Source organism: Natronococcus sp. JC468 (assembly GCF_012163165.1).
GTDB lineage: Archaea > Halobacteriota > Halobacteria > Halobacteriales > Natrialbaceae > Natronococcus > Natronococcus jeotgali.
In genome coordinates, this window is record NZ_JAAVUO010000044.1 from 1 (window position 1) to 25,656 (window position 25,656).

General features: G+C 56.6%; 20 protein-coding genes and 5 pseudogenes. 8 read left to right on the top strand and 17 right to left on the bottom strand.

Annotated features, from left to right (window positions below):
* Positions 1-437, top strand: a pseudogene (locus tag GWG54_RS20705) (hypothetical protein); the annotation flags it as partial.
* Between the two features lie 679 nt (positions 438-1,116).
* Here the strand turns inward: GWG54_RS20705 and GWG54_RS17350 are convergent.
* The 8 genes from GWG54_RS17350 to GWG54_RS17385 form a co-directional block, all read right to left on the bottom strand.
* Positions 1,117-2,463, bottom strand: a complete 1,347-nt coding sequence (locus GWG54_RS17350) for a DUF790 family protein (protein ID WP_167938952.1) — start codon at positions 2,461-2,463, stop codon at positions 1,117-1,119.
* Positions 2,450-3,883 carry a DEAD/DEAH box helicase family protein gene (locus GWG54_RS17355; RefSeq protein WP_167938953.1) on the bottom strand — a complete coding sequence of 478 codons (1,434 nt, stop codon included), beginning with the start codon at positions 3,881-3,883 and terminating at the stop codon, positions 2,450-2,452. Before GWG54_RS17355 ends, GWG54_RS17350 begins: the two co-directional genes overlap by 14 nt.
* Before the next feature lie 669 nt (positions 3,884-4,552).
* Complete coding sequence (locus GWG54_RS17360) at positions 4,553-4,963, bottom strand: TRAM domain-containing protein (RefSeq protein ID WP_167938954.1); 411 nt, start codon at positions 4,961-4,963, stop codon at positions 4,553-4,555.
* A gap of 267 nt (positions 4,964-5,230) precedes the next feature.
* Positions 5,231-5,515: a helix-turn-helix transcriptional regulator gene (locus GWG54_RS17365; RefSeq protein WP_167938955.1), complete on the bottom strand. Its 285-nt coding sequence runs from the start codon at positions 5,513-5,515 to the stop codon at positions 5,231-5,233.
* A gap of 984 nt (positions 5,516-6,499) precedes the next feature.
* Positions 6,500-7,054 carry a hypothetical protein gene (locus GWG54_RS17370; RefSeq protein WP_167938956.1) on the bottom strand — a complete coding sequence of 185 codons (555 nt, stop codon included), beginning with the start codon at positions 7,052-7,054 and terminating at the stop codon, positions 6,500-6,502.
* Between the two features lie 197 nt (positions 7,055-7,251).
* A complete protein-coding gene (gene lrp, locus GWG54_RS17375) occupies positions 7,252-7,722 on the bottom strand; it encodes an HTH-type transcriptional regulator Lrp (protein ID WP_167938957.1) in 471 nt (156 codons plus the stop codon).
* 325 nt (positions 7,723-8,047) lie between these two features.
* Positions 8,048-9,019, bottom strand: a complete 972-nt coding sequence (locus GWG54_RS17380) for a hypothetical protein (RefSeq protein WP_167938958.1) — start codon at positions 9,017-9,019, stop codon at positions 8,048-8,050.
* A 210-nt stretch (positions 9,020-9,229) separates the two neighbouring features.
* On the bottom strand, positions 9,230-9,535 hold the full coding sequence (locus GWG54_RS17385; protein ID WP_167938959.1) for a hypothetical protein: 306 nt from the start codon (positions 9,533-9,535) through the stop codon (positions 9,230-9,232).
* Between GWG54_RS17385 and GWG54_RS17390 the strand changes: the two are divergent.
* Positions 9,473-9,970 (top strand): annotated as a pseudogene (locus GWG54_RS17390) (ISH3 family transposase); the annotation flags it as partial. The gene GWG54_RS17385 and the pseudogene GWG54_RS17390 sit on opposite strands and share 63 nt — an antisense overlap.
* Before the next feature lie 414 nt (positions 9,971-10,384).
* On the opposite strand, the gene GWG54_RS17395 reads toward GWG54_RS17390, so the two are convergent.
* Entirely contained in the window at positions 10,385-11,698 is a 1,314-nt protein-coding gene (locus GWG54_RS17395) for a regulatory P domain-containing protein (protein ID WP_312854298.1), read from the bottom strand.
* 642 nt (positions 11,699-12,340) lie between these two features.
* Complete coding sequence (locus GWG54_RS17400; protein ID WP_245242856.1) at positions 12,341-12,553, bottom strand: hypothetical protein; 213 nt, start codon at positions 12,551-12,553, stop codon at positions 12,341-12,343.
* A 295-nt stretch (positions 12,554-12,848) separates the two neighbouring features.
* Between GWG54_RS17400 and GWG54_RS17405 the strand changes: the two genes are divergently transcribed.
* The gene (locus GWG54_RS17405; RefSeq protein WP_167938961.1) at positions 12,849-13,628 is read left to right on the top strand and encodes a hypothetical protein; all 780 of its coding nucleotides are present in this window, start codon (positions 12,849-12,851) and stop codon (positions 13,626-13,628) included.
* Between the two features lie 386 nt (positions 13,629-14,014).
* On the opposite strand, the pseudogene GWG54_RS17410 reads toward GWG54_RS17405, so the two are convergent.
* A pseudogene (locus GWG54_RS17410) lies at positions 14,015-14,203 on the bottom strand (IS110 family transposase); the annotation flags it as partial.
* Positions 14,204-14,303: 100 nt separating this feature from the next.
* On the opposite strand from GWG54_RS17410, the gene GWG54_RS17415 reads away from it, so the two are divergent.
* The 4 genes from GWG54_RS17415 (at position 14,304) to GWG54_RS17430 (ending at position 17,424) form a co-directional block, all read left to right on the top strand.
* Complete coding sequence (locus tag GWG54_RS17415; protein ID WP_167938962.1) at positions 14,304-14,903, top strand: Lrp/AsnC family transcriptional regulator; 600 nt, start codon at positions 14,304-14,306, stop codon at positions 14,901-14,903.
* A gap of 251 nt (positions 14,904-15,154) precedes the next feature.
* Positions 15,155-15,493, top strand: a complete 339-nt coding sequence (locus GWG54_RS21005; RefSeq protein ID WP_167938963.1) for a four-helix bundle copper-binding protein — start codon at positions 15,155-15,157, stop codon at positions 15,491-15,493.
* Between the two features lie 486 nt (positions 15,494-15,979).
* Positions 15,980-16,984: a potassium channel family protein gene (locus tag GWG54_RS17425; RefSeq protein WP_167938964.1), complete on the top strand. Its 1,005-nt coding sequence runs from the start codon at positions 15,980-15,982 to the stop codon at positions 16,982-16,984.
* A gap of 83 nt (positions 16,985-17,067) precedes the next feature.
* The gene (locus GWG54_RS17430; protein WP_167938965.1) at positions 17,068-17,424 is read left to right on the top strand and encodes an SHOCT domain-containing protein; all 357 of its coding nucleotides are present in this window, start codon (positions 17,068-17,070) and stop codon (positions 17,422-17,424) included.
* A 298-nt stretch (positions 17,425-17,722) separates the two neighbouring features.
* Here GWG54_RS17430 and GWG54_RS21390 read toward each other — a convergent pair.
* Positions 17,723-17,875, bottom strand: a pseudogene (locus tag GWG54_RS21390) (winged helix-turn-helix transcriptional regulator); the annotation flags it as partial.
* Here GWG54_RS21390 and GWG54_RS21395 point away from each other — a divergent pair.
* A pseudogene (locus GWG54_RS21395) lies at positions 17,871-18,049 on the top strand (mercuric reductase); the annotation flags it as partial. The pseudogenes GWG54_RS21390 and GWG54_RS21395 overlap by 5 nt on opposite strands.
* A gap of 41 nt (positions 18,050-18,090) precedes the next feature.
* Here GWG54_RS21395 and GWG54_RS17445 read toward each other — a convergent pair.
* The 5 genes from GWG54_RS17445 to GWG54_RS17465 all read right to left on the bottom strand — a co-directional run.
* Positions 18,091-20,370 (bottom strand): heavy metal translocating P-type ATPase, encoded by a 2,280-nt coding sequence (locus tag GWG54_RS17445; protein WP_167938966.1) that lies wholly within the window; start codon positions 20,368-20,370, stop codon positions 18,091-18,093.
* 145 nt (positions 20,371-20,515) lie between these two features.
* Positions 20,516-20,713, bottom strand: coding sequence for a heavy-metal-associated domain-containing protein (locus tag GWG54_RS17450; RefSeq protein WP_167938967.1), 198 nt, complete (start codon positions 20,711-20,713; stop codon positions 20,516-20,518).
* A gap of 262 nt (positions 20,714-20,975) precedes the next feature.
* On the bottom strand, positions 20,976-23,972 hold the full coding sequence (locus tag GWG54_RS17455) for a TraM recognition domain-containing protein (RefSeq protein ID WP_167938968.1): 2,997 nt from the start codon (positions 23,970-23,972) through the stop codon (positions 20,976-20,978).
* 86 nt (positions 23,973-24,058) lie between these two features.
* A complete protein-coding gene (locus GWG54_RS17460) occupies positions 24,059-25,369 on the bottom strand; it encodes a hypothetical protein (protein WP_167938969.1) in 1,311 nt (436 codons plus the stop codon).
* A partial coding sequence (locus GWG54_RS17465) for a hypothetical protein (RefSeq protein WP_167938970.1) occupies positions 25,369-25,656 on the bottom strand: 288 nt, incomplete at its 5' end. The genes GWG54_RS17460 and GWG54_RS17465, both read right to left, overlap by 1 nt.

Below are 25,656 nucleotides of genomic sequence, written 5' to 3' on the forward strand. Positions count from 1 at the left end.
GACGGTCTCCTTCAACCCCAGCGCATTCGTTCACCGACTTGGGGCTTAAACAGGATTCTCATAAAGTCAGAGCCGGATTTCTCTATCTCATGGGCGCATTCGGTTCAGTCTCGTGTTCTCAGACAAGTGGTGGAACCGAAGGATGTGTAGCGGGCATCGACTATCTTGTTGGGAGTGCTGGTAGCAATGCTTCCACGCTGTTCTTCTGGGCAGTTCTCCTCTTAAGCCTCGTCGCTATCGGCGGAATCGCTACATGGACCAACCATCGACGCATAACATGGGGAACTGCAATTGTTAGCGTAGGAATTTCCGTCTTCAGTCTCTGGCTAGGATGGTTTTTCATAGTCTCGGCAGTGGGCTTATTGACTGCTGCAATAGCTCTCAGCGTTAGCGCACGGCGTGATAACAGCAATCATCCAGCACCTGCAACGGGATAAAACCGATTTCTTGGAATCTATTTTCCAGATAGTCATCTTTTGAAAAAGCTGTAGACAACTTCACCTATACGTACCACCTGTAGAGAGTACCGATGAAACTGTGACTGACACTTCTCAAGGCAGCAGCCTGCGGCCTTGAACGATTGCAGTCATTTGATTTGGGGTGGAGGGTGTCATAGAACTATTCTCATGGAGTTGTTTTCATCCCTATTTCGGTGAACCAACCGTTACGTAGATGTGCGAACTGAACGACGGCATAACGAAATTTATATCGACAGAATAGAATGCTTCAGTATGGTTGTCAGCTTAGCAGCCTATGTCTATGCTTCTGCCACCACGTCTGAACACAAGTTTCAACCGTGGTTTGCATTCCTGCTATTCGTTGCTGATGTATTCATTGCAGGCGCTATCGGCCCAGCAACACCTCTTGGGTGAACGGTATCTACTCGCCCTGTACGTACCGTTCGTCGGGTAATCGAAGAGGGGTATGTGAACCGTTCTATGACACCCTCTTGGGGTGGACTACTACGAGCCTGGCGCGTCCTCAAGATCATGTTAGCGTAAAGAACGCGTAACCCGACCGGAGATGAGGTGCCAAGCATAATCACTCAGTAACACAGCCACGAGGTCACCGTAGTCATCGTCTCCGATAGTGCGCTTCAATTGGGATCTGCAATCTCTAAAAGACGCGAACTGCATGAGCCTCCGATACCTCTACGAGATCGTAAACGTGAATCCCAGTTTTGAACCACAGCACACGATCGCTTGCCTCACCGAACTCATCACGAGCACAGTCCAAATTCTCTGAAACAGCAACGATCAGATTCTCGGCATCTGCCCGGCGAATCTTCTCGAGCTTTGACTTGAGGTACTCAGGCGTCCAGAATCCCATAATCTCGAGAATCGCCCGTCGGCCATCGGGATGTTCGATCGCGAAATCAGGAATCAACACTTCCTCGCCGATATCGAGGACGTCGTCTTCGCGGACTAACTCCCAATCGGTCGTCGCTCGCTCCCATTTCTGGGCCAGTGTTCGTTCGAGGTCGCTGTCGAACCGTTTGCCAGCACTGTAGTGAGACTCAAGTCCGACAGTCTGATCGAGTGTGAATCGATGCGTTTCCCCTGTTGTGTCGTCAACGAGAATTGCTGCGTCCATCTCCCAGCGATCACACAACGGTAACGCCGGCAAGAAATTCGCCATCCGGATGCCGTACTTCTGAGACTTGGAGAATAACGAGGCAGGCCCATCCAGCACTGCTTCATAGCCGTCAGCGAGATCAGTGCTTGCTACACGGCACCCATCGCTGTCGATCGGATAAATCCGGTGCATCAACCCGAACAGCTTCACGTAGCTGAATACCGTCCCGAAGTGATCCCACACACGGATGCGCATACGTGTTGCATCGTAGAGGACCGCCTGTGCAAGTGCAAGATTATAGCGAGTCAACAACCATTCCACAGTGAGCGCTGTATCCTGGTAGTTTTCGCCGCTGCTGCCAGTCAGTTTCGTCGTTGACGGTGTCTCGTCACCAGTCTCCTGTGCCGTACTCTCGTCAGCGGTGTGCTCTCCCAGCCGAACGAGACGCTTGTTCTCCTCGAGATCTGCGTACATCCCCTGGTGACACTCGGCAAGAGAGATTCCTAGTTCGTCGGCGACGGTGCTGTACACGTCGAGTTTCTGGGTATCCTCACCGAGTGTTGGCTGGCGAACGATCGGATACTGTTCGTTCGCGTACTCGAAGAGGTGATGGCGGATCGTTTCGGGTGCGATCGGCGCGTGTACCTCGAACTCACACTCGTCCATGAGGAGTTTAGCTAACCCTTGGATGATCTTGTACTCCGTATCGTCGATCGTGAGTTCATTGATCGCCGCCTCAAGGTCTCCCCTAGGCTCACCCAGGTGGGCTTCGAACAGCTCGATGAGCTCTCGAGCGGTCTCTCGATAACGGCTCTCGGTAGGATCGACGAACTGGGGAACGACTTTTTCGCCAGTTGTTCGTGAACGAGCGAGATCAGCTGTCAGCACTGGAATTCACCCCCTGGCGGCGTTGCTGAGAGACGTACCGTTCCTTCGTGTTCGCGGCGATGATCTCGTACAGTCGTGCGGGCTGTCGATCGTCTGTTGGGCGGAGTATCCGACCAAGGCGTTGAGCGTACTGTCGTTTTGAGGCACTTCCGGAGAGGATGATTCCCACGTTGGCCGCGGGGACGTCGATTCCTTCGTCCAGGACCTGCGACGTCACAAGCATCGAGTACTCCCCAGTCCGGAAGCGCTCGAGAAGGTCGGTTCGTTCGTCAGTCGGTGTCTGGTGGGTGATGCAGGGAACGATGAACTCTTGAGAGATGTCGTAGGCGAAGTCGTTGTTGGCGGTAAAGATGATGACACGGTCGTTGTGATGCTGTTTGATGAGCGTATCGAGGGTATCGAGCTTTTTGTGGGCTGTTCGGGCAATCTCCTCGGCGCGCTGCTTGGCGATCAGTGCCCGCCGGCCCTGTGGATCATAGGATGAGCGTCTGAGAAACTCTTGATACCCCCGTTCCTTCCAGATGTCGAACTCGTGGCTATCGACGTACTCACGATAGATCTCGTACTCCGTGTCATACTGCTGGCGTTCCTCGGGTGTGAGTTCGACCTCGAGGTGGATGGTTTCGTACTCGCTGAGGAACTCGCCAGCGAGCGCATCCACGTTCTCTTCGTAGACGACCGGGCCGAGCAACTCGTCGAGTGTCTCGTGTTTGTCGTCGGCCCGTTCGTAGGTAGCGGTGAGTCCGAGTCGGTACGGAGCAATCATCATTTCGGGGATCTGGCGGTAGGTCGGAGCCGGTAGGTGATGCACCTCGTCGACGATAAGGAGACCGAACTGATCACCGTATTCGTTGACGTAGCGATAGGCGCTGTCGTAGGTCGTGACGGTCACGGAAGTGATTTCGTGAGACCCACCACCGAGTACGCCGACACCATTCGACAGTTGGTCACCGAAGGCATTGGTCAGTGTGGCGTGCCACTGGTTCATGAGATCGATTGTCGGGACGACCACGAGTGTCGCGACGCCAGCGTCCGTGATCGCTTGCAGTCCGAGGAAGGTCTTCCCGCTGCCGGTCGGCAGCACGACACTCCCTCGGCGGTCATGCTCGCGCCAGGCTTCGAGAGCGGCCTGCTGGTAGTGGCGAGGGTCAACTTGGATTGTCGATGTGAGCGCGAGCTCGGGATAGGAACGGGCGCTGTCCTCGAGATCGAAAGAGTGGGATCGACGGGCGTTCTGTTGGAGAGTTGATTGACCAGCGTCACTGGAGTCGGTCTGCCACTCACCAGCCCACTCGAGAAGCGAACGATAGCGATAGGCCTGAGTTCGAAACTCGTCAACGCGATCGTCCCACTCTGCGTCGGGGACTTCCTCGGGTGCGTCGCGGAGCAGGAGCGTTCCGTCGTCGAACTCGAGGTTCATTCGTGACCAATATGGTCGATCAGTGCGGTTAGCTGTGTTGGAAAAAGGTGTGCAGAGCTGCCGCGAACGGTTTTACTGTACCAAGTGCATCCAGTCTACGACTTTCGCGGCCACTCTCCCTTCTTCTCACTTCAACAATCCGTTATCAGGACTGGCCTTCAATCTTGACCGTGGGCTCTCCATCAGACCAAGGCGTTTCAACTACAGACGTATCATCCATCAACTGGGCTATCTTCCAGTGTCGTTACTCAAAAACAGCTCTCTCATCCGGATAGAGCAGCTTTTCACCCGATTCCGGTCTCTTTCTTCAATAGTGTGAGCGTGTTCTCAGCCGTTACCAGTGGCGTCTGTTCGTACTCACTAGATGCCACGTCTGGTTGAGATGGGCTTGTTCCACTACGTGGAGAGCAGGACAACGTAGCATCCACCAATCAGGGAGAGTAGGCTCCAGATCAGCTAGGTTCTACCCTTGAGAACAGTAGCGAGGACTCAAACCGATCTGCTACAGTGCAATCCTAGAAAACAGTCAGTATTGGTAATGGTGGAAACTACCGTATTAGTAAAGATGCTTATTCCGGGGCCATATTTCGAGATCAGGGCAAAACCAAGGACCTCTCAGGACCTCTCAAGCACTGAATCCTCGAGGAGAGTCTATGAGGATTGAGGGCGCTATGTATCCTCATGCTCAATGACCTCAGCGAAGGCGACGTTCTCCCGAACACCGGTAACTTTGACTTTCACATGATCTCCCGGTTCCGTTTCGGGTACGATAATCACATAGCCACGCTCGACACGAGCGATCCCATCGCCTTGTTCTCCGGTGTTTTCGATCTCGACAGTCCGTATTTCGTCTTCTGTAACCGGTGGCTCAGGAGGTGAGGTCTCGGATGACTCTCGAGTTTGCTCTGGCTGGTCGTCTGAATTCGACGAGAGAGTCGGAAGGAGTGCTGTCTGATACACGTCTTCTAACTGTATATCGCCATCGCTAAACTCGCGTTTTGGGACTTCAATTACGTACGAATCGTCTTGTTCTTCGACCGTAGCGCTAAATACACATAGTAGCTTTTCAGAAATTTCCATGAGTGCTCGTTCTTCGTTACCAGACTCGTGAGCAGCACCTTTAGTCCAGCGAATGACAACTATCGTAACTTCCCGTATTCACGATACTGCTCATGCCTCCGCTGCCCGTCGCCTATTCGACTAATTCGGTGACCTTGTCGGTACGGCTATCACTGACCTTGAGCAATGGCGACAACCTACGCTACCGAATTGAGAAACACGACAAGAACGACTCTCCTGCTATATCTCTACCTTGTGATCAGAACCACTTAAAGAAGAGACTGCGCTTCAGTCAAATACCTCACCAACGTATTGGTCTTCCCACTCGCGGCGGGCTTCGAGTTCACGTTGTCCACGCTGCGTGAGGGTATAGATGTTTGTCCGACGATCGAGGTGTCCTTTATCGATGAGTCCTTTGTCGACGACCGTATCTAGATTCGGATACAGACGGCCGTGATGGACCTCCTTCTCGTAATAGTCCTCGAGTTCTTCTTTGATCGCAAGTCCATGCGGTTCATCTAATCCGGCGACCACAGAGAGCAGATCGCGCTGGAACGCGGTCAAATCGTACATACCAGATCAATACCCGTGACTCGCTTAAAACCCACTCGAAGGACAGTACTCCGATATAGACTCTGGGCAGAATCCAATAAACAACAAGGGTGTCTCAGAACGCTTCCCATCCCCCATTTTCGACTACCTGACAGACGGTACGTACAGGTAGTACAGTTACCGCATTTGTACCGAATTTTCCGATTGTTATCACAAGCTTCCTGCTGCATTCGGATGTTGCCTTCCTAGTGGGCGTTTAGTGATTCTTTCACACAGGTGCGCTTATCAGAGGTTTTTTAATGTTTTATATAGTATATGAAATTATGAATTCAGATAATCTGTTTTACACCTCATTGCTGATTGTGGGCGTTGTCTCCGGGTTACAAGGTCTATTTTCGTTTCTTGAGAGTGGTGCCAACATTGGTGTCGTTCTACAGGTAGTAGGTAGTCTCTTGCTTATTGTGCCGAGTGGATATCTCCTAGTTAGAGGTTCCACCACTGAGCAGATACCGTCTCTTCTGGCTTGGGTAGTTTTCTTCGGAGCCGTCTTGTCTCTTGGTAGCGTTCTAATCAGCATTTTATAGTTTGGCTGCTATGGAATATTACGATTTTAAATTAATGTGATAGAAGGGTTGCTGGTCACTAAGCACTTTCTCTGCATCGGCTCTCTCGGTGAAGATTCGCCGAAACGAAGTGCCGGAACCGGTGACAATACCATATGAAGTTGGTGACGCAGTCTCAACTTCTGCGAATGCTGCGTGAAAATAGATTACCGATCAGGTGGGGGGCCTGATACCGGTAACCAGGTGCAGATGGACAGTACTGAGTGGTGCTGTCACGTTGGGCTGAACGCGACACCTGGCGTTTGAGGTGGACACGTTATCAATCTCTTGCTGGTTCCTACTGACTCGAAACGATGTCCCGACTCGTAGACGATTCCTGGTAGAGTACAGTGTTGACTCGATGAAAACACTGCTACGAAACGACTGACCGCTTCCAAACCGGCTACTCGGTGGCTGCGAGTTCGCCGAGAACACGATCACCGAACACAACCACGAGTAATGCGCCGACAAGGTCGAAGACGATGTCGAAGAATGTGTCTTTCCGGCCATACGTGACGAGTATCGGCTCGAGATCAAGGCGTTTCGCCGTTGCGTGAATCGCATACTCCAGGAGTTCCCAAGCGAGCCCGAGACTGATGACGGCGGCAATAACCCGTGGACCCGGATCACGATCCTTCCGGCGGCTGGCTACATAGACAATCCCGGCCAGAATTGATGATGAATGTGCATGTGTAACATGATCCCACCACCAGACGTCGTCATAAGGACCGAGCATACCCACAGCATGAGTAACCATCGCAGTGTTCACATAGGCTCGCTGCCACGGCTGGAGTTTAACATTATACACGCGCGTGATGAACGTGGGAAGATATGTGCCGATCGCCGCAACGACCGCATTGACAACTGCGCCTGGATCTCGCCGTCGGGGTCCGACGAGGAATACTGTTAGTAGCGTATATCTGGCCTCATGACCCACTCCCTGTTCAGCTATCGACATCTTCTGTAGACGAGAGACTAACTACGCGGGCCACATAGCAGTATCGTCCTGATATTGTGGTGATTATTCTTTAACGGGAGTATGATTAGGTGGTATGGCCACGCTTGACGTCAACACCCTCGAGGGACAGCTACGAACACGCCGTTTCCCAATCGTGAATCACTGCTTGAGGATAGAATACCAGTGAATTCGACCACTCAGACTTCGTCTTCGGCTTCGGCTTCGAGTTCGAACTGCTCGTTTTCGGCGACGCTATTCAGAGCGATACTGGTGTTCGACTGCTTGATGTCGGGATCAGTCACGAGAGCTTTGATCTGGTCGTTCATATCATCGGTGTCTGTGAACTTGCCAATCGCGATGATGTCGTAGTCACCAGTGACTTCGTACACAGACATCATCTGATCATGATCCTGGAGTGTTTCTGTGATCTCATCCAGTGCACTTCCCTCGACTTTGAGCTGCATCACTGCCGTCACGTCATACCCGACAGCATTGTAATCGACGATCGGTGTGTATCCCTGGATCACACCGTCTTCCTCGAGATCTGAAAGGTGATTCGAGACTGTCGTGACAGACACATCGAGCTCTTCAGCAAGACTTCGAAGGCTCGCACGTCCATCCGTGAGAAGTTCATTGACCAACTCAGCATCCAGATTCTCGTAAGTCATTAAATAACACAGCAGACGTATCCTATTAGAAATTTACGAATGTCCACGGTATCACCCTCTAGAAAGTCATCTACTATACTCACCTTTGTACGTTGGAGAGTTGATATTTATGTGACAAAACAGATATGAAAAGCAGTCGTCCGTCTGGTTCTGGACTTCTTTGGTACGTTACATCCTGCACGATGAGCGGATTGTTCCACCCCAGAGCCGGAGTATTTCTCATCATCACACTCGAAGACGTACTCCTCGTTAGACAGAAGAAGGCCCAGACAAGTGCCCGCTTACAGAGTTAGTGAGATAACAACGATCTGCCAACCACTCTCAGTCACTCAGCATGGAACTCCTGGGCTGGGCTGAACTCAGTAAGTTCCTCGATTCGGGCCTCGAGATCGTCAATCTCCTCACGCAGTTCAGCGGCCTCTGGCTCATCACTGGCCGCCAGTTGGTCTTTGAGACCTTGCAACCGCGTTTCTTTGTGCTCTTCATCAACGTCGGCTTTCCGGACGTATTCTCGATCTTCGATCTCGTAGACATCACTTCGACTCAGTTCAGTGACCTCGAGGGCTTCATCGACCTTACTGGAATCAACGCTGGTGACACGTTCGCGTGGGATCCCAGCGTCTTCGAGGGTCGCTAGGACTTCCCCTTCATCGCGCAATGATTTGTACGTTCGACTGGTCCGTTGGACAGATCCGAATTGGGCGTGAATGGGCTGATCATGGTGAACTCGCTCGAGCAAGACATCAGCAACATCTTGGCGGAGGTCATCGGCATTCCGCTGGACGTCAGATAACAGCGTATAGAGATTCACTAGTGTGGATGTCTCCTGTCCACTGAGATCGGTTACATCGTGGCGCTCGAGTGCATCAGTAAGGAGGAGTGCATCAGCATAGATGGCAAGGTCAGGTTCTGTTCGCTCAGTCTCTGCCTCGGTTTCTGGAGCCTGGACGAGCTGGGACGGACCCGGGTTCTCACTCTCCCGGATCAACCCCTCGCGTTCATCGATCTCGAATCGGGGATGGAGACTCAAGACTGCCGCATAGGGTTCGGCGTCGGGGGGTAATCGTTCAAGGTCAAATGTGTCGGCTGCATCGCCAATTCGGCGTGCAAGCGTCTCAAACTGGTCACGCTGGAGTGGTCGCTTCTCCTCAGTGTCCGAGAACTCGATGACGATCCGATGCTCCTGAACATCTACGAGTTGAAACGACTTCTTTGATAAGGGCGTTACTAGTGTCGCCTCATCCCCTACCGCCTCACACTCCTCGAGCAGATTACTCCAGGTCGACTGGAACGGCATTAGTCATGGATGGGGTCCCAACACCGAAAATCCTGTCCCACATAGAGCATATCTGTTGCTTCCAATGATACAGGAAGAATTCTATAACAAATTCTGTCGGCTAAAAGAGTTCACCATTATACAGTCAAGATGACGTCAGTATAGTGTCTTTCAGTAGTCAGTATAACGTCATCTCGATATCAAGGCACAGTCAAATTGAGCAGGACAGATTTAGATATTGAGATCGCGAAACGGGCTGCCATCCGGCTCATCGTTGTCGTCGCCTTCTTTCTCTTTCTCGAGAGAGGCAGCCTCTTCGACCGTGTCCTCGGAATCGGGTTCTGATGTTGACGACCCTGGTACCGGCGGTTCGGGTGTCGGCTCGCGATCGGTCTTCGGTTCGGGACCAGCGCCATCTGTGCCTGTTGAGCCGTCGAGTGTGCTACTGATTCCGTCTGAGGGCTCACCGAACCGGAACTCTCGGAAGGCTGGAGCCGCGTCATCCAGCACGATCTGACGGCGAAACTCAACGATCACAGCTGGACCGTCGAGTTTCCCGTCTACATCGACTGTACCTATCAGAATGGACGGTACAATGAGCACGGGGTGGTGTGTCAGCGGCGTAGCCGTGACGCGCCGTTCATCGACTCACCACGCGACGCCCGATACCACTACGCGAAACGCTTCGGTACCGAGGCGACGTACCGGCTCTCCGAGCAAAGTATCGCAACGACGACAACGCAAAATCCGGTGGTCCGGCTGTTGTACGTCGTGGTGAGTCTGCTGTTACTGAACGTTTGGCGGTATCTGCATTGGGAGTACGTGGCGACGCCCCGCCATGGCGGGCGTCGCCTCTAGTCCTGGTCGTTCAAGGAGTTCATCAAGATGGTATGCCGAGCAGCATGGACGGCCCTCGCGGTGCGTCGGGTCGTCCCCGCAAATCGGCCACCGGACGATCGGTTCCACTGCTAACGCCCGACCGAGCCAGCCTCCCTGTAAGTGGCAACGCCGTCGCGTCGGCAGCTGACCGCCGCCGACAGCGACGACTCTGCTCGATCTTCGGTCAGAACTTCCGTCAATCACTACTGATCAGGATGAAACTGCGGCTTCAGCCCAAGTGAGCAGGGACGCTTTGTGAGGTACTGAATATCCACCATCGATATCATTGAAAAACAGAAGGAAAACGGTTATTTAGGGTCTTCTCTCCGTGTAGTCGGAGAGCCCAAACGAGAAAGCCAGTCATGAGAAAGTGGTGACACCGACTTTAGTCATGATGAGCATGACGCCGATGAAGCGGAGAGATTCCCGGAGTACTGGCGGACATTCCTCCAAAAGAAGAGACCAACCCCGGGTTATCATTCCCCGGGAGGGGAGTGGACGAACGGCTCAGCTGTACCGCTCGAGAATCTCTTCGAGGTCGTAGTGCGAGCCTGGGCCCCCTGCATCTTTGCCGCGGGCGGGGCGTGCGTCGACCGAGAACGTGTACGCGCCGGTGATGGTGTCACTCGAGAAGGCAAACTCCCGCTCGTCGTTCCACACCGCCGACCAGTTGTAGGGGGCCGTTCCCGGCGAGTGTCGCGTATCACCCTGCTCAAGCTCGAGGTCGGTCGCGAAGCGCTCGGTCGCCACGGGGTTTTCGGGGTCGGTGATGTTGGCGACCCAGAACCCCTGCGAGTAGCCGCCGTCAACCAGCAGCGTCTCGTCGCCGTCCTGCAGGATGTCGTGGAAGTGCGTCGTCCAGATGCCGACGTCCTGTTCCCTCGCATCGGGTGAGTAGAAGTGGCTGATCGGCTGTGGGTCTGCGAGGCTGCCCTCGCCCCAGCCGATGTCGAAGACGTGCTTGCCACCGGGCAGCTCCCCAAAGACTTCGTCGCCGACGATGGCGATGTCGCGGTCGGGATCGAAGTGGGCTTGGTGGCAGCTCTCGAAGCCCGGCTCGCCGACCTCGGTGTAGTCGGGCTGGTCGGCGTAGTCGAACCGACCGATCTCCTCGGGATCCAGCGGATCCTCGGAGATATCGAGGATGACGTAGCCTACGAAGTCGCCGCCGATGTATGCACAGTGGAGCACGTCCCGGATCGGATCGACCTCGAGGGCGTGACAGTAGCCGTCGGGGCCGACCGCCTCCCGGCGGTCCGGATCGGTCGGATCGTCGACGTCGACGGGGATGACGCCCGGCTCGCTGCCGGCTTTGTCGATCATATAGATGACCGTGTCCTCGAGGTGTTCGGCGTTGGTGTGCGAGCCGGTGTTCGGCGTTTCGACCGTCGCCAAAACTTCGGGCTCATTGGGGGTCCCGTCGCCCCAGCCGAAGTCAACCACCGACATACCTAGCGGGTCCAGATCATTCTCGTCGCGCTCGTGGGTCACGTAGTAGAGCCCGTCGCGGGTGCCGTCGAACCGCATATGGTTCGAGCGGTAGTTCTCGACCGGCCACTCGAGTTCGTGGGCGACCGTCGGGTTCTCGAGATCCGAGAGGTCGTACAGCGTCGCAACGACGTTGCTGTCGCTCCCGCTATTACTACTGGGGAAGCTGCTTACCCCGCCCCACATCCCGTCGGGACTGGTGGTGCCGAACGTGTAGCGGGGCTTCTCGCCCTCCGGGAGCGTGTGCCCGAGCAGGTCGGTGCGGCCACGTACCCGCGCGTTCGCCCGGTCTGGGGTGTTCGGCGTATTATGGTTTGGGCCACGTCCAGCCACCGTCGTGGTTCCGACTGCAGCAGTCGTCAATCCGGCGATTCCGAGTCGTTTCATAAACGTTCGGCGTGGTGTGTCAGTCATGCCCTCTCACTTAGTCTCTTCTCGAGACCAGTCGATTTACGAGACGGATAACATTATCTGTGCACGAGTGGTTCAAATATAGACAAGCACAGGAAGATTTATGGACTGTTTTCAAAAGAAAATCCGATTACCCAAGGGGAGGACTATATTCAGTAGTTCACAAAGCTGTTAGTTGAGCCCTGTCCGGAAGTCATTGTAATAGTGTTTGAGGTATCCTCAAGGTATTTTTAACTCCCGACATATCTTTGCGAACACTCTGTATTTGGCGACTTTGCAGACACTATCTAAAACTGTTAGGAACCTCGGCAGTCAATACGTACTGTCTCTGTATCGGCTCTTCTAAGAAAGACTCACCGAAACGAAGTGACGGAGCAAGTGCCAATTCCATATACACTGGGCGACACAGTCTCAACTTCTGGAGTGTACTACCTCCTCGTCAGATTCGTCTCGATAACACTCACAGACGCGACAGCATGGGCACTCGCGGTCGGTTAGCTTCTCGCGGTAGGATGTAACAGACGGCGCGTGTTCGGCGTGGTGGTCATGATGGTCAGACATAGGTCAGTCCTCCCGTTGCAGTCGTTCACGCCGTGTTTCGAACTCCTCGGGCGTACGCGACACGCAGTTTTTCGAGTGCGGAATCCTCTCTTCGACCGCCCGTTCGGCGGATCCCTGACACAGGAGGTATCCGTCTCCCAGAACGACGGCCAAGACGATCAGCCACATCAGGAACCACATCCATCCGGTCCAACCCCACATTCCAATGTCACCCATGTGTCCCAACCCTCACATCCCCATAACGGGCATCATGACGAGTAGGACGACCGCGGCGACGATGAGGAAGATTCGGAGAATCTGATCATTCGAGGACATACACTAACTTTTCTCTAAGCGAGCATAAAATCCTGTCTGAGGTGCTGGAGGCCCGATTGTGGAACCTGTTGGGCCACTCCTGAATATCCACGAGTGCACCCCTCAGAAACGCTAGGAAGATCTACCAGAGAAACTGATACCCGTGGCTGTGTTGGTCGGGACCAATCGCTAAGATGTTGCGTGTCGATCCATCTGTATGGAGGATCACTCAAGTCACGACAGCCACGGAGGCCGTTCACCAGAGCCGAGTCGTGGATACGCCCCGGAAGGGCACGCAGTTCCCGGCGGACTGGCGCTCGAGGCGAACGGTCTCCAGTTCGAGCCATCGCAGACGCGAGTCGAGTCCGGAACGGCAAGCGATTGGACGTTCCGCGTCACGCGAGACGGAACAACGGTGACAGAATTCGATGATGCACACGGAGAGCAGAGCCACCTCATCGTTGTCCGACGCGATCTGACACGATTCCAGCACCTGCACCCGAAACTGAAATCGGACGGCACGTGGCGGGCCAAGGAATTCACGCTCCAGGAGCCGGGGGTCTATCGGGTGTTCGTCGACGTGGTCGTCGACGGACAGCCGACAACGCTCGGCTACGATCTGTTCGCGTCGGGATCGTGGGAAGCCGATCCGCGTCCGTCCTCGACGCGAAGGATGACGGCAGAGGGGTACAATGTCGAGTTACTCACCGAGGAGATCACCGCTCGCCAGCAAAGCCGCCTCACGTTCGAAGTCCAAAACAACGGCCATCCCGTCTCGGAACTCGGCGAGTACCTCGGTGCGCTGGGCCATCTCGTCGCGCTTCGCGAGGGAGATCTCGCCTATCTGCACGTCCACCCAGAAGATACTGCTCCCGACGGCGGCCGCGTTGAGTTCAGTGCGCGATTTCCGACGATGGGGCGATACCGGTTGTTCCTCCAGACGAAACCGGATGGAAACCTGATCACGACATCCTTCGATTTGACCGTAGACGACTAACGATCTTACTTGGTGTGGAAGCGACGGGAACTGCGGTTGGGGAGTCGTCCGTAGGAAACAGCCCTATCCCTGTTAGAAACTAGTAGTCACAACAGACCAGGACAAATAGTTGTAGTACTCGTCTTAGCGCATGACTGATACGCGCCCTGTATTCACCTATGGAAACGCTGCTGATCGACCAAACCACCGCTAACGATAAAATGATTGAGGAGTACTGATGTCTGCCGCCCCGTACAGCCGGCAGGCGGTCGATATCTTGTGCTGTGCAGTTGTGCGATGCGGTTGCTGTTTGGAGACAGCAGTCGCTCACGGAGGGCCTCAGCCGGCCACGGAGGGCCTCAGCCGGCCACTGAGGGCCGCCGAGCGGCGGCCCTCAGATCCGTCGTCTACTCACACACACCAGGTGGATCGTACACTTCGCCTCGGTCAAGCATGTGATAGAGCGAAACCAGCATCTTCCGGGCGGTTGCAACGATTGCTTTCTGTGAGTTCTTCCGTCGTGCTAACCGCTCGCAGAACCGGCTGAGATACTCGTCGTTGCTGGTATGGACGGCAGTATTCGCAGCTTGGACCAATTTCCTCCAACTCTCATCTAGACAGTGCCGGGAACCGAGATTCATCAGCATCGTCTTCAATAGCAGTAGTCAGAAAACGTCCCAGCCCATCTACGTACCTATGGCCGAGCTAGATTCAACAGATGCAGTTATCTTGGAGTTGTTACTGGAGGACGCCCGCCGGTCGTTTCGCGAAATTGCGGAGGAGGTTGAACTCTCTCCACCGACCGTTTCAAATCGTGTCGACCGACTGCGTGATCTCGGCGTCATACAGCGGTTCACGGTTGACGTGGATCGAGCGAAGTTCGCTGACGAGGACGAGTGTCTCGTCATAATCGACACGCAACTCGCCCATACTGAAGACGTCTTCTCCCAGTTGCAAGATGCCGACGGGGTTGAACACGTCTTCTACACAGCTGACTCGACGGTGGTCGCCAAGGCGGTTCTTCCCCTGGCCGAACTCCACTCGCTACTCACTGACACGCTAACCGACGATTCGATCGAAGATTATCACGTGAAATCAATTTTGGGTTCTTCGTGGCAGCCACAGCTCGGGACAGACGACCTAACGATTGAGTGTACGATCTGCGGAAACCCGATCTCGGGGGATGGTCAAAAAGTAGAGGTGGACTCTGGAGACCTGTATCACGTCTGTTGCTCGTCGTGCGCGGAGAAAATAGTCGAGCAGTACGAATCCCTGAAGCACGCAGCTGACGAATAGCTGCGTCTGTCTGAATCGAGTCTTTGTCCGCTGTTACAAACCCCGGATTGATCAGCCTGCTATTTCGGGTCATGAAACAACTGGAGCGCCAATTCGCTCCAATGTGAAGTCATACACTGATTCATCTGTGGACCGGATGACCGAGATTTGCTTTTTCGTGCCCCTAAGCGGACAGGAGGGAATCGTTTGTTTCCTCACTTGGATCGATAGCCACAACTCACGAAAAGGAGTCGCCCGTAATACTGAATGCGATGGCTCAAATCAACGAGTTGCTCGACGATTCGACCCGCGAGTGTATTGACAACTGTCACGAAGCCGTGAAGGCGTGCGCCCATTGCGCTGACGAGTGCATCGGTAAGGGCGAGGAGATGGAGGAATGTCTCCGGCTCTGCCGCGACGTGGTCACTGTCGCCTCGACATGCGCTCAGCTCTGTGCGTCGGGCTCGCAGTTCAACAGCGACATCGCGGAGACGTGCGCAGATGTCTGTGAAGCCTGTGCTGACGAGTGTGAACAGCACGACCACGACCACTGTCAGGCCTGCGTCGAGCCGCTCCGCGAGTGTGCGGAGTCTTGCCGCTCTATGGCGTAAGCCACAAACGCGTCGATTCTTCGACGTCGACTTTCGTCGTCACTCTCGGAGAATCATCCGACAAATTGCGGATACAACGGTCCGATCGTTACCATGTGATCGAATGGCCCACCGTCGTGGTAGCTCACTTTGTGCGTATAATTGCCACCGGTAGATTCGCACGCACTCTCCAACAGCTTATTCGACAAAACTTTTGTGAAAAGAATCTCCTTGAGAACGGTTCGATGACACTCTCAACTAATGTTACTTCATCACGGAGGTTTACCCGGGCCGATCATACTGCTGGCGATTCTTGAAAACTCGAGCCACAGTCGACCTACTCGGATCGACGCAGTCAGCGATCTCCGGTAGGAGTGAGATTGTGTTCTCGTCTCTTCACTGGCCGGGTACACCTTCTATATCCCGGCCCGACTACGCTACGCCGAATCGCCTCTCGAATCGGATACGAATCACTCATACCGTGAATCACAGCAACGATCGGTCAAAATGAACGTCGTCTCTCTCGCGCTCGGCGTCGTCCTTCTCGCATGCGTTGTCATTGATCTTCTGTGGACGACGCTCTGGGTCGAAGGGGGTGCCGGGCCGCTCACGTCTCGAGAGATGGCGTGGACGTGGCAGACAGTACGACGGATAGGCGACCAGAACCCCAGGCTTCTCAGCCTGTCCGGACCACTACTCTTCGTGCTGAGCCTCACAGTTTGGATCGTCCTGCTCTGGGTCGGGTGGACGCTCGTCTTCGCCAGCGCCGAGAACGCTCTCACCGATACGCTTAATCGAGGGTCGGTCTCCTGGTCCGACCAGCTCTATTTCACCGGATATGCGATATTCACGCTGGGTATCGGAGACGTCGTCCCCAGCACGGGACGATGGCAGATCGTTACGATACTCGCGACGGGGAGCGGACTGCTCTTCGTCACCCTGAGCGTCACCTACGCGCTGTCTGTCCTCGAGGCGGTCACCCAAAAACGCGCGTTCGCCAGTACCGTGAGCGCGTTCGGGACTCACAGCGAAGAAATTGTTCGAACGAGCTGGGCCGGCGAGGGGTTTCAAGGACTCGAGGTGCCGCTGAATACCGTCACGACGGAGATCGCGACCCTTACCGAGAATCACAAGGCCTACCCGATCCTTCACTACTTTCACAGTGCCCGACGGGATCGATCGCCGATCGTCGAAATCGTCGCCCTCGACGAGGCGTTGACACTCCTCCGGTTCGGCGTTCCGAACCGACAGCAGCCGAACGAAATTGCCGTCCGAAATGCCCGCAGGAGCGTCGAGCACTACCTCGAGACGCTTCACGAAGGGTTCGTCGAACCCGCGGATAGCCCGCCTCCACCGCCGAACCTTCGCCCCCTCCGCGAGGCGGGCATTCCGACCGTGTCGAACGAAGAGTTCGAGACCGCGCTCGATGAGCTGGATACGCGACGGCGAATACTGTATGGGCTCGTCGAATCCGATGCTCGAGAGTGGCCGACGAAGGAGATGGCCGATTGACCTGCTCGTACGCAACAGGAGGTAGCTCCCAGTGATCGGGTTTCACCCGATCGTTCAAGACTCCTGCAATCGAAGACTCGTACATGGCTATCGATGACTCCCTCGTTCGGACGCTACTGATCGTTATCGCCGCGATCCTGCTCTTGCCGGTTCTCATAATGACTCTCATGATGCCTCTGATGGGTGTCTGGGGCGGAGGGCACATGTGGAACGGCGGGATGTGGGACGGAACCGGAGCCACGTGGATGTGGCTCCTGATGTCGATTGTTCCGTTACTGGTGATCCTCGGTATCGGATATCTCCTGTACAGCGCGGTTCGTCAGTCCGACGACCGACGGACGGATCCCGCCCTCGAAGAACTGAGAGGTGCCTACGCCCGCGGTGACCTCACTGACGAGGAGTTTGAAGAGCGCCGCAAGCGCCTACGTCGAGAACGATAGTGCGAGAAGAGCGGCTCACGATCGGCTTCCGAGGATCAGACACCGCCATTGTATCTACAGCGAATATATTGGATAGTTAATACTGTTGCAAGCGCTTCGGTATCGCGTCAAGCTATTGATTAGCCAAGCAGAGCTTCGCTCTCACAGTCAGTGCCTACTGGAATTAAAGGCACGCGTCAAAACCATACTCCGAGATTGTGCCGCGGCCTGCAGGAGAGGGTTGACCAGTTCGAGGAGCGGAGGATACGCTTCGTGAGCGGTTCCAAGACGCGATGAGATGAATTCGAGCTATCGTATCTCAGGTGTTTTCTGTTGCCCACTCGAGTAGTGGTTCCAGTCGTGTTCGAACCTCGTTGCCATCGTCGGTCAACGCGTATTCAATACACGGTGGGATTTCGTTGTACTGCGTCCGTGAGACGAGCCCTGCCTCCTCGAACTCGTCGAGACGTTTCCGGCAGCAGAACTACGTCGACGTCGCCGAGCACTTCGAGGCAGACATCTACGAGGCTACGGTCAGATGGTCGACAACACGACCATCGAAATCGTCGATGGTCGCGTCGAGGGCACCCAGATCACCGGCGAGAAAGCTCTCGTCGCGACGGGAAGTTCGCCTTGGGTACCGCCCACCATTTGAAAGAGCTCTTCCCGACGTGAGCAGAGCGTGTCTCAATCTACAGTTTGTGCGCCAGTTGGTGGTACTACTCCTTGGAGGTTCGGGAGCGACAGATCGACGCGTCGGAGTAGCTGCGCGTTGATCGCGACAATCACCGTACTCAACGACATCAGGAGCGCACCCACTGCAGGCGACAGCAGAATTCCGATCGGAGCAAGGATGCCCGCTGCCAACGGAATTGCGAAGACATTGTAGCCGGCGGCCCACACAATGTTCTCCTGCATCTTCCGGTAGCTGGCCTTGCTGAGCTTCACGAGCCGAACCACATCCATCGGGTTGTTCTGGACGAGAATGACGTCAGCCGACTGGACTGCGACGTCGGTGCCGCTTCCAATGGCGATGCCGACGTCGGCCCGCGTCAGCGCCGGCGCGTCGTTCACGCCGTCGCCGACCATCCCCACGAGCTTCCCCTGATCCTGGAGTTCCTGCACTTTCTCGTCCTTGTCTTCGGGGAGGACCTCCGCGAACACCGTGTCGATGCCCAGTTCGTCGGCGACGGCATCGGCGACGTCCTGGGAGTCTCCAGTCAACATCGCTACCTCGATTCCCAGGTTATGGAGGGCATCGACGACACGATAACTCTCCTCGCGGATCACGTCAGCCATTGCGAAGGCGCCGATCAAGTCTTTCTCACGAACGAGATACACCACGGTCTGGGTGTTCTGGCCAGCCTTGTCAGCGAAGCGCTGGAGATGATCTGGAATCTCGCTATCGAGTTGGGACAGCAGATTCGGCCCGCCGACGTACACCTCGTTTCCGTCGACGTGCGCACGGACCCCTCGGCCTTTGATCGCCTCGAAGTCGGTTGCGTCAGGGGCGCTAAGATCACGCTCGTCGGCGGCTTCGCGGATGGCTCGCGCGATCATGTGTTCGGAGTCGCTCTCTACGGCCGCCGCCAAGGCGAGTGCGTCGTCCTTGTTGACGCCATCGACGGTTGCCATGTTCACGACGCCGTGTCCGCCCTCGGTGAGCGTCCCGGTCTTGTCGAAGATGATGGCGTCCAGATTCCGCGCTTCCTCCATTGCGATGCGGTCGCGAACGAGCATCCCATTGCGAGCCGCGAGTGACGTATTGATCGCAACCACAAGGGGGATAGCGAGTCCGAGTGCATGTGGGCAGGCGATGACGAGCACCGTAACGACACGCTCGATGACGGTCGCGTCAAACGAGACCGCGACTGTCCACGCGATCGCTGTCACGACCGCCGCCCCGAGTGCGATGTAGAACAGCCACCCGGCCGCACGGTCGGCCAGTACTTGCGTCTTGGATTTGCTCTGCTGGGCTTCCTCGACAAGGCGCATGATGCCGGCGAGCGTCGTCTCCTCGCCCGTCGCACCGACACGTACGCGAAGACTCCCGTCGCCGTTGATCGTCCCGCCGATGACCTCGTCACCGGGTTCCTTCGAAACCGGTTTCGACTCACCCGTAATCATCGACTCCTCGACATCCGAATCTCCCTCCTCAACGATACCGTCAGCAGGGACACTCGCGCCCGGTCGGACGAGCATGAGGTCACCTTCGGAGAGTTCACTGACAGGGACCTCCTCGGTCTCTCCATTGTTAGTGATCCGCTCGGCGGTGTCCGGCATCAGCTTCGCCAGTTCGTCGACGGCGCTTGAGGCGCGTCGCACCGACCGCATCTCGATCCAGTGTCCGAGCAGCATGATGTCGATCAGCGTGACGAGCTCCCAGAAGAACGCCGACTGCGTCGGGAAGACCACACTCGCGAGGCTATAGACGAATGCGACGGTGATCGCCATCGAGATCAGCGTCATCATCCCCGGCGACCGGTCTTTCAGCTCCGGCACCGCCATCCGGAGGAACGGGATTCCACCGTACGCGAAGACGATGACCGCGAAGACGGGATTGATCCACTCGCTGCCTGGGAACGCGGGGACGGAGAACCCGAGCCACTCCTGTAGCATTTCGCTGTACAAGAGGACGGGGATCGACAGGAGTGTCGAGACGAAGAAGCGCCGGCGGAACATCTGCTCGTGGCCCTCGTGCATCCCGCCATGCCCCTCACCGTGCCCCTCGTGTGAACCGTGACCGCGCCCTCCCTCGTGTCCGGCGTGCTCGTGCTGCTCGTGGAGCGCCGTCTCACTCTCCGCAGGAGGGTGAGCCTCTTCCTCCAGTAGCTCCTGTTCTACCCGTTGCTCTTCGGATTCGGCGGCTGCTTCATCGTGCTCGCCGTGGTCGTGCTGGCGACTGCTGTTGTCCTGCTGGTGTTCCCCTCCCGTGGGATTCCTATTTGTATCTTGGTGGTCGTCCATAGATCATATTCTCTTTAGAGGTGGATCTGCCGGCTTCCTGAACCTTCGGCCCTGGGACCGTACAGCAGGACCAGCGTAGGCAAACCCGAAGACAACGGTAGGCCGTTGTCTCGAAGCGTTCCGTGCTATCCTCGGGTCGCTATACTCAGGCGTGAGCGGTATACCCTGCGTCTTCGACGGCTTCCACGAGAGCCGTGACATCTGCCTCATCATCGACGCTCGCCTGTTCGCTCTCCCTGTCGACGGTCACGTCAGTCACGCCGGAGACCTCTTGGAGCGCCTCTTCGACCGTCTGCTCACAGTGACCGCACGACATTCCTTCTACAGTGATGGTTGTCGTCATACAGGAACACATACGGTCCCCTCCCTTTAGCGGATTTCCCCTTTGATCATACTGATATCGTGGGGCCCAAACTTTAGATTCAAAATGGTACCTGCGGCCGAAACGAGCCAGACATCGAATTCTTTAGATATCGGTGTTGAGAAAGCACAGGTATCGTTGTGACGCTCACTGTATGTCTTAGCTGCTAAAAAGACGTATACCGCGATGATAGCCCGAAGCAGGCCAAAGAGAGCGAAGACAAAAAGTATCCGGATTTCAATTGTTAGCTGAGTTCGCGAAACGGGCTGCCATCCCGCTCATCGTTGTCACCATCTTCTTTCTCGAGAGAGGCAGCTTCTTCGACCGTGTCCTCGGAATCGGGTTCTGATGTTGACGACCCTGGTACCGGCGGTTCGGGTGCCGGGGGAGCAGGTGCTGGCTCGGGATCGTGATCAACCAGCGGTTCGGGTGTCGGCTCGTGATCGGTCTTCGGTTCGGGACCAGCGCCATCTGTGCCTGTTGAGCCGTCGAGTGTGCTACTGGTTCCGTCTGAGGACTCGTCGAACCAGCCCGTAATCGGAACGATGTCTTCGGTCTCGTTGTCGAACATGAGCAGCTCGGGATCACCCTCAAGGTCGCGATCGTCGTTTGGCACGATGGTGATCCGGAACTCCTCGGGCTCGGGAACCGAGTCGTGACCGTGTTCTCGGAACATCGCTTCGGGGATCACAGGCTCGTAGATGTGCGTCCAGTCGTCGGTGAGTGGGGCCTTCGCGGCGTACCGCCGTTTCACTTCACCGCCACTCTCGACGACATAGTTGCCGTCCTCGGGGTCGTAGTGGACGGTCGAAGGGGCGTCAGTCGGCTCACGCTCGCGATAGTCCTTGGGGCCGTCAAAGCGTAGGTAGACCTCGCCGTCGGCACGATCACGACAGACGACCGAACCACCCTCGAGCTCTACCCACTCCGTCGAGACATCGCCAGGGACGACAGCGAGTTTATCGATCCCGGTGCTGTCACGGGCCATCTCGAGTTTCCCCCGGGTGTAGAACTTCCGCGTAGCGTCCGTCGGCGTGCGCGTCGACACGAACCGATCACTGTCGTCGGTGCCGAAGATCGCCGCGAGGCGCTCGGCGTTGGTCGTCAATCCGTCGTCGCCACCGTCACCGACGACGAAGAGCAGCTGCTCGGGGTTCGGCGCCTTCGCTGCGTTCTTGATCGGGCCGCCGGGCTTCGAGAGCCCCTTCGATTCGGCTTCGATATACAGCGTGTCTGCCCCCGAGAGCTCGAGGATCTCTGGGTAGTCGTCCTCCAGGCGCGTTTCGACGATCGTCTCGCGCTCCGATTCGGAGAGGTCGCCGTCCGGGATCACCGTATGCGGGAGTTCGCCGACGGCGTCCGGGAGTTCGTCGCCGTCTTGCGTCGGAAGCTGCATATCATAGCCCAGGCGCGTCCCCCACTCGTAGACCTCGCGCAGAAGGTGGCGATGCTGGCTCTTCCCACCGGAGCCACCGGAGCCCGTCTCGAGACCGATCTCGCCACGGCCCTCCGGCGTAACCGACACCAGGATTCCGTCGCTGGTACTCTCCTGGTTGATCGCGCCGACGGAGTGGAGACGCTCGATAGTATTCGATGCCTGCGAGTACTCGAGGCCAGTGGCGTCCGTCACCACTTGCTCGGCCGTCTGGACATCGATACAGTCGCCATCGGCGCGGATCGTCTCGTCGTAGATCGCTTTGAGTGCCGTCCGCGAGGTTTCGATGTCATCGACGCTCATCGGCTCGTCGACATCGGCTTCCGTGTTCTCGAGACCCGCCACATCTGCCGCTCGCGACTGGTTGGTATCTGCGAAAAAGAGTCCGTCGAGGATTGCACGTCCCGACTGGCGCTCGATACCGTACTCTTCGATAGACTGCTGGATCAACTCGTACGCCTCTTCGATCGAGTGGAGTGGGGGGTACGGCGGCGTCAGTTTCGCCATGAACGAGTCGTCCTCGTGGTGGAGTTTCGTCTGGGCGTGGTAGTCCGGGATCTGCGTCATATCCTCCGGGTCCGCACCCCCGAATCGTTTGGCGAGGATCGCCGCCTCATCTGGGTGGACGGGGTTCAACGAAACCAGCGTGTTACAGTTCGAGAGGATCGCCTCCCGCGCATCTTCGTCGTCGATCTGGCGGAGGTTCTGGGTCGCCAGGAGTAGCCCCAATTTCTTCGAGCGTGCCTTCGAGAGCATCTTCTCCGTTTTAGACGCTTCGGAGAGGACGTCGTCGCACTCGTCGATCATCAAGAAATACGGGTTGTATTCGCCACCGACTGTATCGGCGCCTGCGAGCTGGCGGATCTTTCGCTCAGACGGGTTGACGCGGTCGTTCACACACGTCCAGATGCGACGCATAACTGCCGTCGAGACCATCTGTTTCGCCTCTGGCGTGAGGTCGTTGTTACAGATAATGATCTTCCCCTCGTTCACAGCCTCGGCAATCGAGACGTTCGCGTCCCGCTGGGCGATGATCTGGCGAGTGATCGGATTCTCCACCCAATCTTTGAGTCGCCCGACGAGTGCATCGAGATCCTGGTTCGAGAGCTCGTCCGCGATCTGTCTCGCATAGGGCTCGAGGAACATCATGTCGTCATCGTCGGTGTCCATCACCATATCTGCGAACTCCGTTCGATTCTCTTCCTCGAGTAGGGCGTAATAGAGTTCAATCGGCGTAAACTCGTAGCCGTCGCGAACCATCGTCCGGACCATCGTCTTCATGACACGATCCATCCGGTTGCCCCAGAACTCGCCAGCCTTCAGGAGTTGCTTGAAGTCGTCGACGATCCCCTCGACCTCACGATCGAATCCGTCCTCGCCGTGGTCGTGGTAGGTCTCGAAGAGGTTGAACCCGACCGTCTTATCGAGGAAGTCGTCACCAGGGGCGAGGTAGATAACATCATCCCAGCGGTGCTTCGGGACCTTCCGGAGTAGGTTGTAGATATCGTCACCCTTCGGATCGATGACTGTGACGCCGTGGCCGGCGTACATCAGGGCCACCGCGTCGTTGTACATCTTTGTCGTCTTCCCTGTCCCAGTAGAGCCACCGTAGAAGACGTGCCGGAACAGGCGGTCGAACTCGATCGGCACCTCGCGCCCGGAGTTCTCCGAGACGCCGAGCCATAGCGGTTGCTCAGGAACGGCCTGGGCGTTCTCGATCATCGCCCGCGGCCACGCACCCGCGTACGTCTCGACTTCCTCTTCGACGGGGTCGTAGCGCTCGATCGCCCACTCTTTGTCATTCACTAAGACCGGCTCCGTAGGATCGTCTTCGCCTTCGATTCGCGCACCAAACTTCTCGAAGTCGTCCGATTCGTCGTCTCCGAACACACTCATGCTTTCACCATCTCGCTATCCGCATCCGTCTCCTGTTGCTCTCGGTCCTGTTCCTCCCCCGGTGTCCAGTCGCCGTATTCCTCCGGGTCGACCCATGTCGACGGAATATCGTACCGCCACTGGTCGCCATCTCCGTCGAGTTCGAATGAGCGAACGTCCTTCTCCCACGAGACGTCGTCAGGTTCATGATAGTCGGTAAATCGGGGTGCGTTTGCCGGGACGTCCCCGGCGTGCGACGTCAGCGACCACTTGACATCCTGGGTATTGATATCGTTATTCGGGATGTGCATCAGCCCGGCAGCACCACGGACGCCCATCACGAGTTTCCGATCCGCACGGGTGCGACCGTAGGCGCGCTCGAGTTCCCGAATCAGATTCTTGTCGTACAGCGGGACGACCTCGAAGCCCTGCTCGGTCTTACTTTCATAGTAGGCGTCGAACTGTTGGGCCGTCTCTGCGACGCGCTGGATCGCCATCTGCGGGTCGTCCGAGACGCCGACGATGCGGAGGTTTAGCCGGAAGCCCTTCTCGCCACGCTGCTCCCGGACCGTGTTCGCGGCCTGTTTGTCCTTGTTCGATGGGTCGCGATCCTCGCCAACGACATCGAACTTGTTGGGAAATAGCTCCTTCTTTAGTGCGTGTTTGAACCCTTCGTCCCGTCGAGGATTCTTGAGTTCGTCCGCGATATCGTCGATCGACGGTGAGAGGAGGCCGCCCTTCCACCAGTCATTCGAGACGGATTCGAAAATGGTCTGGACTGCCAGATCGGTATTAATATCGGTCTCGCGCTCGCCGACCATCTCTGCCGCAATCGACCCGTAAGGATCGTTCTCGAAGCCCTCGATATCCATGTGCCGAATCGGGTAGAGGTGGCGGCCGTCCTCGCGCTTTCGGAGACGGAGATAGGCCCCGGCGACATACCGCCCTTCCTCGAGCGGGAGTAGGGTGGGCTGATCGTGCTCAGAGACGTCGATATGGGCGTCCGGATAGAACCGGTCGAGCTGGCGTTGCATCTGGTTCTGGGCCGCCTTCGTCGCCATCACCCACTGGAAGCCGACGAGTCCGTTCACGTACTGGAGTTCGAACGAGTGGGGACCGGCGCTCGGGTTGTGGACGGCCGTCAGCAGGTCGATCGCGTCCTTCGGCCCGCCGCCATCCTTGCTCGGCTGGACGGAGATCGACTTTCGCTCCGGCAGTTCGCTGTAGAGGCGCTCGCCGAGCTTCGGCGTAACCTCGAGGGCATCGTAGCCGTCGTCGATGCCGAGTTTCTGTTTCGTGGCACAGGCAACGCGGTGTCCGAGGCCCACTAGGACCACCTCCACTGGCAGGTCTCGTCGTACTGACGAAGGTACTCCTGGTAGTCCTCACCGTGCTTACTCGGGTCGTACATCAACGCAACCGCCTCTCGAGGGTTCTGGTCGTGGTCCATCCGGACGCGCCCGGGGTAACACCCCTCGTCGTCGACCCGTAACAGGACTTCGGAGAACCCATCCGCGAGATTCCCCTTCTGGAGGTCGTCGATTAGTTCGGCTTCGTCACTCGAGAGACCGAGGCGCTTGCCCCACTGTTCGTTCATCCCTTCGACGTACTGGTA